Origin of the sequence: Actinoplanes sp. NPDC023801 (assembly GCF_040639655.1) — a bacterium.
Classification (GTDB): Bacteria; Actinomycetota; Actinomycetes; order Mycobacteriales; family Micromonosporaceae; genus Actinoplanes.
Window position 1 is genome coordinate 216,405 of record NZ_JBFAAI010000001.1, and the last position, 12,121, is coordinate 228,525.

The window sequence follows — 12,121 nt, forward strand, 5'->3', positions numbered from 1 at the left end:
CTTCGCGCATCAGATGGCTTTGCTTCCGGGCCTTTCGCGCACTAATGTGCACACACTTATCATGGAACGTGCATCGGGGAGTGGTGGGTGGACCGGTACGCGCGGTGGAATGCCCTGCTCGAGCTACTGACGGAGAGCGGGCGGGTAACCGTCGAGGAGGCTTCCGAGCGGCTCGACGTGTCCCAAGCGACCATCCGTCGTGACTTCGATCAGCTCGCCCAGCAGCAGATGATCACCCGGACCCGGGGTGGCGCGGTCGCCAACGGGGTCTCCTACGACCTGCCGCTGCGCTACAAGAGTGCCAAGCACTCCGCCGAGAAGCAGCGCATCGGCGAGGCCGCGGCCCGGCTCGTCACTCCCGGCACCGTGGTGGGCCTCAACGGCGGCACCACGATCACCGAGGTGGCCCGGGCTCTGGCGGTCCGTCCCGACCTCAATGCCGGCGGTGAGGGCTCCCAGCTGACCGTGGTCACCAACGCCCTCAACATCGCCAACGAGCTGCTGCTGCGCTCACGGATGAAGATCGTGGTGGCGGGCGGTGTGGTGCGGCCGCAGTCCTTCGAGGTGGTCGGTCCGCTCGGCGGCGCGCTCCTCAAGGAGGTCACCCTCGACATCGTGCTGCTCGGCGTCGACGCGCTCGACGTGGAGCTGGGTGCGGCCTCCCACCACGAGGGCGAGGCCTCGATGAACAGCCTGATGGTGGCCCGCGCCAAACGGGTCGTGGTGATCGCCGACTCGTCCAAACTCGGAGGCCACGCGTTCGCCCGGATCTGCCCGATCAGCAAGATCGAGACGCTGGTCACCGACTCCGGGGCGCCCGCCTCCACGATTGCCGCCTTCCAGGACGCCGGAGTCGACGTCATCACCGCCTGAATTCGTCAGATCGGCGTTCTGCCAGCCGATCGGGTGGCGGCCATTTGGACAGTCCGTAGCCAATCCGTCGCTTCGGGTAGCGTCTGCGGGGTTCTTCGGTGCGTCCTATGCTGAGGATCCCTCAAATCCGTGGTCGCCGATGCCGTCTGGAGTGCCATGCAGCCCGCCGCCGAACCGACCGGTGACCAGCCCGTCGAGGAGCAGCAGCACATCCCTGCCCCGCGTGCGGCGGAGCCGATATCGGCGGACTCCCCGCTGACCGATCGGGAGCTGGAGATCCTCGCGTTCGAGAGCAAGTGGTGGAAGCACGCCGGTGCCAAGGAGCAGGCCATCCGGGACACCTTCGGACTGTCCTCCACCCGCTATTACCAGCTCCTGAACGCTCTGCTCGACAACCCGGCGGCGCTGGAACGCGATCCGGTCCTGGTTGGCCGCCTCCGCCGCCTTCGTTCCGCCCGGGCCCGCACCCGCCGCCGCTGACCCCAACCACGCACCACCGCCGTCCCCCGCGGCCCAGGCCGGCGGTGCGGGCCGGCCCCTGTCAGGGCTGGTGGGAGTCGGCGTAGGCGGCCAGCCACGCCACCTGCGCGGGGTCCAGGGAGGCGCGGATCCGGGAGCGGGCCGTCGCCACGTTCGCCGCGGTCACCGTGGTGGCCTCCAGGGAGTCGCGCATCGCGGCCAGCGCCGACTCCCGGATCAGTGCGGCACAGTCAGCCGCCGAGAAGCCGTCGAGGTCGGCTCCGAGTGCGGCCAGATCGACGGAGCTGTCCAGGGGGACCGCCTTCGACGAGGCGCGCAGGATCGCCGTGCGGGCCTCGGCGTCCGGCGGCGGGACGAAGATCAGCCGCTCCAGCCGGCCGGGGCGCAGCAGCGCCGGGTCGATCAGGTCCGGCCGGTTCGTCGCACCGATGACCACGACGTTACGCAGGTCCTCGACACCGTCCAGCTCGGTCAGCAGCGCGGCCACCACCCGGTCGGTGACGCCACCGTCGGTGCCCTGGCCGCGGGCCGGGGCCAGGGCGTCCACCTCGTCCAGGAAGACCAGCGTCGGCGCCGCCTCCCGGGCCCGGCGGAACAGCTCCCGCACCGCACGCTCACTGTCACCGACCCACTTGCTGAGCAGTTCGGCGCCCTTGACGGAGAGAACGTTCGCCTTACCCGTACCCGCGATGGCCTTGACCAGATAGGTCTTGCCGCAGCCGGGCGGGCCGTAGAGCAGCACACCGCGCGGCGGGGAGACACCGAGCCGGGCGAACGTGTCCGGATAGGTCAGCGGCCACAGCACCGACTCGGTGAGTACCTGCTTGACCTCGGCCATGTCGCCGACATCGTCCAGGGTCACCGCCGCGACCTCCAGCGTGGACTCCGCCATCGAGGTCGGCCGGACGACCTCGAGCGCGGCGTCGAAGTCGGCCATGGTGACGATCGGTGAGTCCTCCAGTTTCTGCCGGAGCGCGGCGCGGACCCCGGCCTCCCGGGCCAGGGCGCCGAGATCGGCGGCCACGAACCCGGGGGTACGCCCGGCGACGTCATCCAGCCGCACATCCTCGGCCAGCGGCATCCCGCGGGTCAGCGCGCCGAGCTGCTCGCGCCGCATCGCCTGGTCCGGAAGCGGCACGGTCAGCTGGACGGCGAGCAGGTCCGGCCCGCGCAGGGCCGGATCGACCGACTCGGGCTTGCTGGTGGTGCAGACCACCGCGGTACCGGCGGCGAGCGTGTCCGCAAGCACCTGGCGGAACACCGTGGCGATCGGGCCGGGTTCCTCGCGGGGGATCAGCGCCTCGACGTCGGAGACGAGAAGCACGGCCGGGTGCTTCGCCCGTACATCGGAGGAGATCTCACGCAACCGGGCCGCCGCCGCATTGTTGGTGAGGGCGGCCAGCTCCGGTCCCCAGATCGTCCGGACCTCCGCGCCGACCTCCGCGCCCACCGCCCGGACCAGCGCGGACTTGCCCGACCCGGAGGGGCCGGAGAGCAGCACGCCGAGCGTCACCCGGGTGCCGAGTTTCGCCAGCACCTCCCGGTGGTGGAACCCCAGATCGAGCAGTTCCTCCAGCTCCTTGGCCTGGGCGCGGAGCCCGGGAAGGTCGTCGAGGCTGAGCGGCGGCACGTCCGGGTCGGTCGATGCGGGCGCAGTGCGGGAGACGGCCGGCCGGGTCGTGGCGGCGCCGGCGGACGCGCCGTCCTGCCAGGCCACGACGGTGTCCATGGTGACCAGGGAGGCGTCCGCGCCGGTGACCTCGATCACGGTGAGCAGGGTGCTCGTCCAGGCGTACCCCACCCGGTTGGCGAGACTGCGCCGGGCGGCCTCGACGAGTGGCCGGTGCCCGGCGTCCGGGAGTACGTCCTGCGGCAGCAGGGAGACATCGTCGCCGGCGCTGACCACCTTGCCGAGCAGGGCCAGCCGCAGCATCTCGGGGGAGACCACGGCGACCACCTCAGCCGGCCCGGCGAGCGTCACACGGGTGGCTGCGACCACCGGGACCGGCGTGACCGTGACCTGGCCGCCGTCGCGCATACCGAGGTTGCCCAGGGTGAGATCGTCGGCGTAGAGCAGCCCGCGTCCGGCCGTCTGCTCCGCCTTGGCCACGATCCCGGCCGTCGTCCGGGACCCGGACAGCCGGACGGGGTCGCCGGGGCGCAGCGCGAGCGCGGCCATCACCTCCGGATGCAACCGCACGATGCCGCGTCGCGCGTCCAGCGCTGCCGGCCGCAGGGTCACGGTCAGCGTGAGCTCATCAGCCACCAGGTGTGCCTTTCGCGAAAGTTCGGTCCGAGGCGTCCACGCTATCCGGACCGGGGTAGCGGGGGCGGCCGAGCGGATTCACAGCAGCCGCTCAGCCGGATCGGGCTAGCGTGTGCGCCATGCCTGACCTGACCGCCCGACTGCGCCGTGCGCTGTCCCGGCTTCCCCGGCGCCGGGTCCTGCCCGCGGCCGCCGCCCTCGTGGTGCTGGCCGGCGCCGCCGTCTGGGCGGTCCGGCCCGCGCCGGACGCCTGGACCACCGAGGACCTCCGGATCGCCGGTGCCGACGTCGAGCTGGACGCACGCTTCTACCTGCCGGCCGACCGCGACGGCAAGGTGCCCGCGGTGCTGCTCGCGCACGGGTTCGGCGGCAGCAAGGACTCGGTCCGCAGCGACGCCGAGTCGCTGGCCGAGCGAGGCTACGCCGTCCTCGCGTGGACGGCTCGCGGCTTCCGCCGCAGCACCGGACAGATCCACCTGGACAGCCCCGACCACGAGGTCGAGGACGCCCAGCGCCTGCTCGACTGGCTGGCCCAGCGCCCGGAGGTGACCACCGACGGTCCCGGCGACCCGAAGGTCGCGGCGGTCGGCGGTTCCTACGGTGGTGCCCTCGCCCTGATGCTGGCCGGCCAGGACCAGCGGGTCGACGCGATCGTCCCGCAGATCACCTGGAACGACCTGTCCGAGGCGCTGGTGCCGGGTGGCGTCTTCAAGAAGGCCTGGGCCGGCTACTTCTTCGGCAACGGCGGGGCCTCCGCCATCGGCCTGCTGGGCGGTGGTGGCGGCGGCGGTCGAGTCCCGGAGCAGGGAGATCCCGCCTGCGGCCGGTTCGCCGAGGACGTCTGCAAGGCGTACCTGCAGATGGCCACCACCGGCATCCCCGACGAGACCACCCTGGCCCTGCTGCGCAAGTCCAGCCCGGCCACGGTCCTCGACAAGATCAAGGCGCCGACCCTGCTGATCCAGGGCGCCGTCGACACGCTGTTCCCGCTCTCCGAGGCGGACGCCAACGCGCGTGGCATCGCCGCGACCGGCACCCCGGTCAAGGTCGCCTGGTTCACCGGCGGCCACGACGGCGGCGAGGGCCCTGCCTCCGACTCCGACCGGGTCAAGTTCCTGACGGTCCAGTGGCTCGACCACTACCTGAAGGGTGAGGGCGAGACGCCGAGCGACGACTTCACGTTCTCCCGCGTCGCCGGGTTCAGTGCGCTCGACCGCGGGCTCGTCACCAACGGCTACTCGACCGAGGCGTATGTGGGGCTGAACGGCTCCGGACGAACCGAGATCACCCTGGAGGGCGCGGCACAGCCGATCGCCAACCCGCCGAACGGCAACCCCGGCGCCATCTCCTCCATGCCGGGACTCACCGGCCGGCTCAGCTCGGTGCTCAGCGGCGGCGTCGCCCTCGACGTGCCCGGCCAGCACGCGAACTTCGAATCCGCTCCGCTGACCTCGGCGGTCGAGGTGGCCGGATCGCCGTCGGTGCGGCTGCGGGTGGCCTCACCGACCGGTGAGGCGATCGTCTTCGTCAAGCTCTTCGACGTCGACCAGAACGGTGCGGCGACCCTCAGCGCCGGCCTGGTCGCCCCGATCCGGCTCACCGGCCTGCCGGCCGACATCGCGCAGGCCCAGCCGGTCAGCGTGACGCTTCCGGCGATCGTCCGGCAGATCGACGCGGGACATTCGGTACGCATCACCGTCGCCACCTCCGACCAGGCGTTCCTGACCCCCGCGCAGCCCACCACGTACACCGTCGCCGTGGAACCGGCCCTGGTCCTGCCGACCCTGTTCGGTACGCCGATCGCCGACCCGGGCGCGCTCTGGTGGTATGCGCTCGCGGGTGTCGTCGGCCTCATCCTGCTCGGCCTGGCCGTGCTGCTGGCCGTCAGCCGGATCCGGCACCGCCGCCGGGACGTGGCCGTCGTCGAGGAGCATGCGAACACCCCGCTCGTGGTCAACGGGCTGCGCAAGGCGTACGGCGACGGTTTCGTGGCCGTCCAGGAGATCGGCTTCACGGTGGAACGCGGCCAGGTCGTCGGTCTGCTCGGCCCGAATGGCGCGGGCAAGACGACCACGCTGCGGGTGCTGATGGGCCTCACCCAGCCGACCGCCGGCGAGATCTACGTCTTCGGGCACCGGCTGGTCCCGGGCGCGCCGATCCTGTCCCGGGTCGGTTCGCTGGTCGAGGGGCCCGGCTTCCTGCCGCACCTGTCCGGCTACGAGAACCTGAAGGCGTACTGGCAGGCCACCGGCCGCCCGTGGGAGGACGCCCGTTTCGAGGAGGCACTCGAGATCGCCGGACTGGGTGACTCGGTGCACCGCAAGACCCGCAAGTACAGCCACGGCATGCGGCAGCGGCTCGCCATCGCGCAGGCCATGCTCGGCCTGCCCGAACTGCTGGTCCTCGATGAGCCGACGGACGGGCTCGACCCGCCGCAGATCGCCGAGATGCGCCGTGTGCTCCAGCGGTACGCCACCGACGGCCGGGCCGTGCTGGTCTCCAGCCACCTGCTCGCCGAGGTGGAGCAGACCTGCACGCACGCCGTGGTCGTCAACAAGGGCCGGATCGTCGCGTCCGGCCCGGTCAGCGACATCGTCGGGGAATCCCCGTCGGTGCAGCTCGACGTATCGGACGTGCCGGCCGCCACCCGGATCCTGGAGGAGCTGGGCGTGCGGTCGGTGAAGACGGAGGGTGCGAACGGCCTGATCGTCGACATGAACGGCACGGCCCGGTCCGAGGTGGTCGCCTCGCTGGTCGGGGCCGGCATCGGGGTGGATCGGCTGGTGCCGCGCCGGCGGCTCGAAGACGCCTTCCTGTCCCTGGTCGGCGACAACTCGCGAGGAAGTGGAGACCGATGAGCACGGTGGAGGCCGCGGTCGGATACAAGGCGTCGGGCACCCTGCCGATCTGGGCCGAGATGCGTCGCCAGGCCTCGCGGCGGCGCACCCAGATGGCACTCGGGTTCATGGTGCTGCTGCCGGTCATCGTGTGGGCAGCCTTCGAGTTCGGCAACGCCGAACCGGGCGACGACGACGGTGACGGCGGCGGCTCGTTCAGCAGCATCGCTGACCTCGCCACCTCCGGCGGGCTCAACTTCGCCCTCTTCAGCCTGGCGGTGTCGGCCGGATTCCTGCTGGTCGTGGTGGTGGCGCTGTTCTTCGGCGACACCGTGGCGAGCGAGGCCAGCTGGGGCAGCCTGCGCTATCTGCTTGCGGTCCCGGTGCCCCGGGCCCGGCTGCTCGGCATCAAACTGATCGTCGCCGGGGCGTACTCGCTGCTGGCCCTGTTCCTGCTCGTCGGCACCGCGCTGCTGATCGGCACGGTGCGGTACGGCTGGTCGCCGATGGGCAGCACCATCGCCGCCGAGATCCCACCGGCCGAAGGCCTGGCCCGGCTCCTCGGCATCGTGGCCTACCTCGCGGTGACGATGCTCGTGGTCGCCGGCCTGGCGTTCCTGCTCTCGGTGCTGACCGATGCGGCCCTGGGTGCGGTCGGCGGCGCTGTGATGCTCTGGATCCTCTCCAACATCCTGAACCAGATCGAGGCCCTCGGTAACCTGCGGAAAGTCCTTCCGACGTACTACACCGAAGCCTGGCGCGGCATGCTGTCCACTCCGATCCAGTCCGACGAGCTGGCCAAGGGCGCGATCTCGGCGGTCATCTACGCCACGCTCTTCTGGGGCCTCGCCTTCTACCGGTTCACCCGCAAGGACGTCACTTCTTGATTTCGTACGGGACTCGCAGGGTCCCGTGACTCCGCCGGACGGCGTGGGCGGCACTCCGGACCGTCCCACGCCGCCGGCTCATGCATGGGGAGACGGCTACGACCGGCCGATATCGGTTGACGGCTGAGGCATCCGGGCGGTGACATGGCGCCCGTGACGGCTGACTTCTCGATCCGCCCCGCCCGCCCCGGCGACGCTTCCGCCCTCGCGGCGCTCCGGCGGGAGGTCTACCCGTACATGGTCCGGGGCGAGGCGACGATCCGCCGGATGATCGTCTCGCCGCCGCCCGGCACGGACCGGATCTTCCTGGTGGCCGATCGGGCCGGCGAGCCGGCCGGCACGGTGTCCGCGTTCCGCCAGCCGCGTTCCGCCGATGCCGGATTCGGCCAGGTCGCCGTCCAGGTGCACCCGGACCACCGGGGCCGGGGCATCGGAACCGCCCTGCTGGCGGAGGCCACCGACTACCTGCGGGCCGTCGGCGTCACCCGGGCCGATACCTGGGCCGTCCCGGAGTCGCTCGGGTTCGCCCGCCGCAACGGTTTCGAGCCGTCCCGCGAGATGCGCTACTCGGCTCTGGACCTGACCGCGTTCACCGGCGTTCCCGATGCCGGGCCGGGCATCACGCTGGTACCGCTGAGCGAGGTGACCGAGCAGGCGCTCTACGAGGCCGACGTGGCGGCGGCCACCGACGAGCCGGGTGACGTCCCGTCCCAGCCGATGCCCTATCCGACATGGCGCTACGAGACCTGGGAGGAGCCGGGCCTGGATCGGGACGTGAGCACCGCGGCCGTGGCCGGCGGAGTGATCGTGTCGTTCTCGCTGCTGTTGCGAGACGGCGACCGGGCCTGGTCGGACATGACCGCCACGGTTCCGGAGCACCGTGGTCGCGGCCTGGCCCGCCTGGTGAAGACGGAGACGCTGCGCCGGGCCGCGGCCGGGGGCGTGCGCACCGCCTACACCAGCAACGACGAGACGAACACCCCGATGCTGGCCGTGAACTCCCGTCTCGGCTACCGCCCGATCGCCACCCAGTTGTCCTGCCTGGCCACCCTCACTTCGTAACCCAGCCGCAGCCCGTGGTGAGTGGCGGTGCGCTGGTGGGCGTAGGTGACCACGCGGGGGTGGGGCGGCGCCGGTGGGCGTACCGGCGAAAGGTTCTGGAGAAGGAGGTCGCTCACACCTCGGGAACTCAGGGTGGTGTTGACGGAATCTCGTCGTAAGGTGTGGGAAACAACTGAATACCTCATCCAGAGGGGCAGAGGGATACGGCCCGACGAAGCCCCGGCAACCACCGCGCAGCGATTCTCGATGACGAGCCGCGTGTGGCAGGTGCTAATTCCGTCCCCGTTCCGGCAGGTCGCCGCGGGGAAAGATGAGAGGAAACTCTAGTGACGTCTGTCGTCAGCGCACCCTCTGCCACCTCCACGTCGCCCGCGAAGGGCCTGATCTGCCGCGCCTGTGGTGCCGAGTACCCCCTCGCCGCGCAGCACGCCTGTTACGAGTGTTTCGGCCCGCTCGAGGTCGCCTACGACGAGGCGGCACTCGCGCGGGTGACGCGGGCCCAGATCGAGGCGGGGCCGCAGAACATCTGGCGTTACGCGGCTCTGCTGCCGGCCGGACAGGACCCGGCGACCCGGGTGACCCTCGACCCGGGCCTGACCCCGCTGGTCGCCGCACCGCAGCTGGCCGCCGCGATCGGCCTGCAGGCGCCGCTGTGGGTGAAGGACGACTCGCAGAACCCGACTCACTCGTTCAAGGACCGGGTCGTCTCGGTGGCCCTGACCGCGGCCAAGGAGCTGGGCTTCAAGCGGTTCTCCTGCGCCTCGACCGGCAACCTGGCCAACTCGGTGGCCGCCCACGCGGCCCGTGCCGGGGTGCCGAGCATCGTCTTCATCCCGTCCGATCTGGAGCAGGGCAAGATCATCACGACCGCGGTGTACGGCGGCGAGCTGGTGGCCATCGAGGGCTCCTACGACGACGTGAACCGGCTGTGCAGCGAACTGGTGGAGACCGACGAGTTCGAGGACACCGCGTTCGTGAACGTGAACGTGCGGCCGTTCTACGCCGAGGGCTCGAAGACCCTGGGGTACGAGGTGGCCGAGCAGCTGGGCTGGCGCATCCCGGCGCAGGTGGTCATCCCGATGGCGTCCGGTGAGCTGCTCACCAAGATCGACAAGGCGTTCACCGAACTGGTCGAGATCGGACTGGTCGAGGCCCCGGAGGGCGGCTGGACCGTCTTCGGTGCCCAGTCCGAGGGCTGCAACCCGATCGCGGTGGCCCTGCACGCCGACACCGACGTGATCACCCCGGTCAAGCCGACCGGTATCGCGAAGTCGCTGAACATCGGTGACCCGGCCGCCGGGCCGTACGCGATCGAGGCGGTCCGCCGCACCGGTGGCTGGATGGACTACGCGAACGACGACGAGATCCGTGAGGGCATCCGGCTGCTCGCCGAGACGACCGGTGTCTTCGCCGAGACCGCCGGCGGCACGACCGTGGCGGTGCTCAAGAAGCTGGTGGCGAGCGGCAAGCTCGACCCTGCGAAGGAGACCGTCCTCTACAACACCGGTGAGGGTCTGAAGACGCTCGACGCGGTGGCCGGCCAGGTTGGACCGACCCACACGATCAAGCCGTCGCTGAAGGGCGCGCGGGAGGCCGGTCTGCTGGGATAGGTCACCATTTCGTGACCTTCTCTCACTGTCGGTAATCGGCAATCAGCCGGTTGTCGAGAATTACCTCCTCCGAGGACTTGCACTCCGATCTCCGGATCGGCAGGATGCTCTCTGCGGGAGGATGCGACGCCGTACGAGGCCCCTCACCTGGACATTGGCGACAATCTCCGAGGGTCCCAACGATCCAGCGCTGACCCATCTGGCTACGTGCCCGGAGGTGCTGTGCGTCCGTCCTCCCGACCAAAAATCCTGCGAACCCCCGGCCGGTCAAGAGTCTTGCGAACCCACGGCCGCAGTGGGAGCTCTTCCGGGTAATGCCCGTCGGCGAGTCCCGCGTTCTTCTCGAACCAGTTGCGGACGCCGTACGACGTGGTCAGTGCGATCGACCAGCCACACGCGACCCAGTAGGCGGGCCAGAACAGCGGGCCGAACAACGCGTACTGGCCGGCATGGCGGCATTCGTGGGTGAAGAGCGGGGCCCGTTCCTCCGCCAGCAGCCACTCGGCGCTCCGGTTCGTGATGATCACCGAGCCGACCGTGAAGCAGCTTCCGGCCGGCATCCTGAAGCGGAAGTTCTCGGCTATCAGGACACCGTGGCGGCCGCGCCGGATCCGGGTGCCGGTGACCGCGGCCAGCAGCAGCCCGACGAGGGTCGTCCCGTTCACGGCGGTCAGCGCCGTCCGGGTCACGTGCCACCCGCGCCCGGCCATCTCAGACCGGCCGGCGCATCTGCAGCTCGGTCAGGACCCGGACGGTCGGATGCGGCATGCGGACCCCGGTGTCGACGAAACCGAGTTTCTCGTACGCCCGGACGGCCCGGTCGTTGCCGCAGACCACCTCGAGCATCAGCTCGTCACGCCCGGCCGCCGCGGACCAGTCGGCGACCGCCTCGACGAGCTGGGCGAGCAGCTTGCCGCCCCGGTGGGCCGGTGTCAGGTAGACCGCGAAGATCACCGTGCAGCCCGGTTCGCCGGGGACCGTGGTGCCGCCGGCATGCCCGATCAGCGGCCCGCCCGGGTCGGCGATGAACTGGGCCGTCTCGAACCCCTCGGCCGACTGCCGGATGCGCTGCCGGTAGCCCTCGTGAGACCGGGCCGCGGCCTGGGCCAGGGTCTCCAGGAAAGCGAGTGGACTGTCCGCGAGCATCTCCAGCCGCAGCGCCCGGACACGCGCGGTGTCCTCCGGCGTGACGCGGCGTACCTCCCAGTTCTCCATGGGTCATCCCTACCGCCGCCGGATCCGGTCGGCAACCGGGTTGTCGCGAAGCTGAGTGGTGGTCTGCGACATGATTCGACGATGAACGATGAATTGCCCCGGCCGTACGCGGAGGCGCCCCCTTCCGCCGAGCCGCTCTCCGGCTTCCAGCTCGTGCGGGCCCGGCCGTGGGCCGTCGCCGCGACGGCTGTGCTCGCCGTCGCGCTGACGGCCGCACAGGTGTGGGTGTGGCTGCACTGGGTTCCGGCCACCGGTCCGATCGCCGAGCTGGACGCGTCGTACGGCCTCGTGAACCGGCTGGCCGAGTGGGTCTTCCTCCCGTTCCTGGGGGCCCTCCCGTTGCTGGTGCCGCTGGTCGTGATCGCCGCGCTCGCCGGGCGCCGGGTGACCGTGGGCCGGGCGCTGGCGCTGTGGGCCTTCTCCGCTCTGCTGTCGATCGTGGAGAACCTGTTGATCATGGGTGCCTTCCTCGCGGTCTACGGCGGTGCGGGCAGCGACGGGACCACGGTCGTGCTCAAGGTGATCGAGATCGGCTGGCTGGTCCTCGCCGCGGTGGCGGCCCGCCGGCTGCTGCCGCTCCCGGGGTACCCACTGATGCGAGGGCCCGACCTGGTGGTGATCGTCGTGGCGTCGGTCGCCGTGATGCTGGTGACCATGCCGCTGGGGGAGCTGGGGCTGAACCGGTGGGCCGGGACGGCGCTGTGGGCGTTGCTCGTCATGGTGTGGTCGTTTGCGGTGCTCGTCACGTCGGCCCCGAAAGGTTCCGCGTGGTCCGGTACCCCCGCTGACCTGCGGCGGCAAGATCCTTAACCGAAACGGCGGCCTGTTCGGGGGTTTCGCGAGAAGATGGGGTTTCTTGCACTCGCCATCGGAGAGTGCTAAACAAGTGAT

10 protein-coding genes and 1 riboswitch are annotated in these 12,121 nt (G+C 70.8%); of the genes, 7 read left to right on the forward strand and 3 right to left on the reverse strand.

Translation table 11 applies throughout. From position 1 onward, the window contains the following. Positions 1-87 precede the first annotated feature (87 nt). Together AB0G04_RS00980 and AB0G04_RS00985 are read left to right on the forward strand one after the other, a co-directional pair. On the forward strand, positions 88-873 hold the full coding sequence (locus AB0G04_RS00980) for a DeoR/GlpR family DNA-binding transcription regulator (RefSeq protein WP_109595111.1): 786 nt from the start codon (positions 88-90) through the stop codon (positions 871-873). 129 nt (positions 874-1,002) lie between these two features. Then, positions 1,003-1,353 (forward strand): DUF3263 domain-containing protein, encoded by a 351-nt coding sequence (locus AB0G04_RS00985; protein WP_360974249.1) that lies wholly within the window; start codon positions 1,003-1,005, stop codon positions 1,351-1,353. Positions 1,354-1,414: 61 nt separating this feature from the next. Here the strand turns inward: AB0G04_RS00985 and AB0G04_RS00990 are convergent, their stop codons facing one another. After that, on the reverse strand, positions 1,415-3,622 hold the full coding sequence (locus AB0G04_RS00990) for an AAA family ATPase (protein ID WP_360976183.1): 2,208 nt from the start codon (positions 3,620-3,622) through the stop codon (positions 1,415-1,417). Positions 3,623-3,738: 116 nt separating this feature from the next. On the opposite strand from AB0G04_RS00990, the gene AB0G04_RS00995 reads away from it, so the two are divergent. The 4 genes from AB0G04_RS00995 (at position 3,739) to thrC (ending at position 10,015) form a co-directional block, all read left to right on the forward strand. After that, positions 3,739-6,477, forward strand: a complete 2,739-nt coding sequence (locus AB0G04_RS00995; protein ID WP_360974252.1) for an alpha/beta fold hydrolase — start codon at positions 3,739-3,741, stop codon at positions 6,475-6,477. Next, positions 6,474-7,343, forward strand: a complete 870-nt coding sequence (locus tag AB0G04_RS01000) for an ABC transporter permease subunit (protein WP_360974255.1) — start codon at positions 6,474-6,476, stop codon at positions 7,341-7,343. The genes AB0G04_RS00995 and AB0G04_RS01000 overlap by 4 nt, the downstream gene beginning before the upstream one ends. Before the next feature lie 153 nt (positions 7,344-7,496). Further along, the gene (locus tag AB0G04_RS01005) at positions 7,497-8,405 is read left to right on the forward strand and encodes a GNAT family N-acetyltransferase (RefSeq protein WP_360974258.1); all 909 of its coding nucleotides are present in this window, start codon (positions 7,497-7,499) and stop codon (positions 8,403-8,405) included. Positions 8,406-8,583: 178 nt separating this feature from the next. Further along, positions 8,584-8,722: riboswitch (SAM riboswitch) on the forward strand. 9 nt (positions 8,723-8,731) lie between these two features. Continuing rightward, positions 8,732-10,015, forward strand: coding sequence for a threonine synthase (thrC, locus tag AB0G04_RS01010; protein WP_360974261.1), 1,284 nt, complete (start codon positions 8,732-8,734; stop codon positions 10,013-10,015). A 203-nt stretch (positions 10,016-10,218) separates the two neighbouring features. Here the strand turns inward: thrC and AB0G04_RS01015 are convergent, their stop codons facing one another. Together AB0G04_RS01015 and AB0G04_RS01020 are read right to left on the reverse strand one after the other, a co-directional pair. After that, positions 10,219-10,704 carry a hypothetical protein gene (locus AB0G04_RS01015; protein WP_360974264.1) on the reverse strand — a complete coding sequence of 162 codons (486 nt, stop codon included), beginning with the start codon at positions 10,702-10,704 and terminating at the stop codon, positions 10,219-10,221. Between the two features lie 22 nt (positions 10,705-10,726). Further along, complete coding sequence (locus tag AB0G04_RS01020) at positions 10,727-11,230, reverse strand: GNAT family N-acetyltransferase (RefSeq protein ID WP_360974267.1); 504 nt, start codon at positions 11,228-11,230, stop codon at positions 10,727-10,729. 81 nt (positions 11,231-11,311) lie between these two features. Here AB0G04_RS01020 and AB0G04_RS01025 point away from each other — a divergent pair, with 81 nt between their 5' ends. Next, positions 11,312-12,040: a hypothetical protein gene (locus tag AB0G04_RS01025; RefSeq protein WP_360974270.1), complete on the forward strand. Its 729-nt coding sequence runs from the start codon at positions 11,312-11,314 to the stop codon at positions 12,038-12,040. Positions 12,041-12,121: the final 81 nt, after the last annotated feature.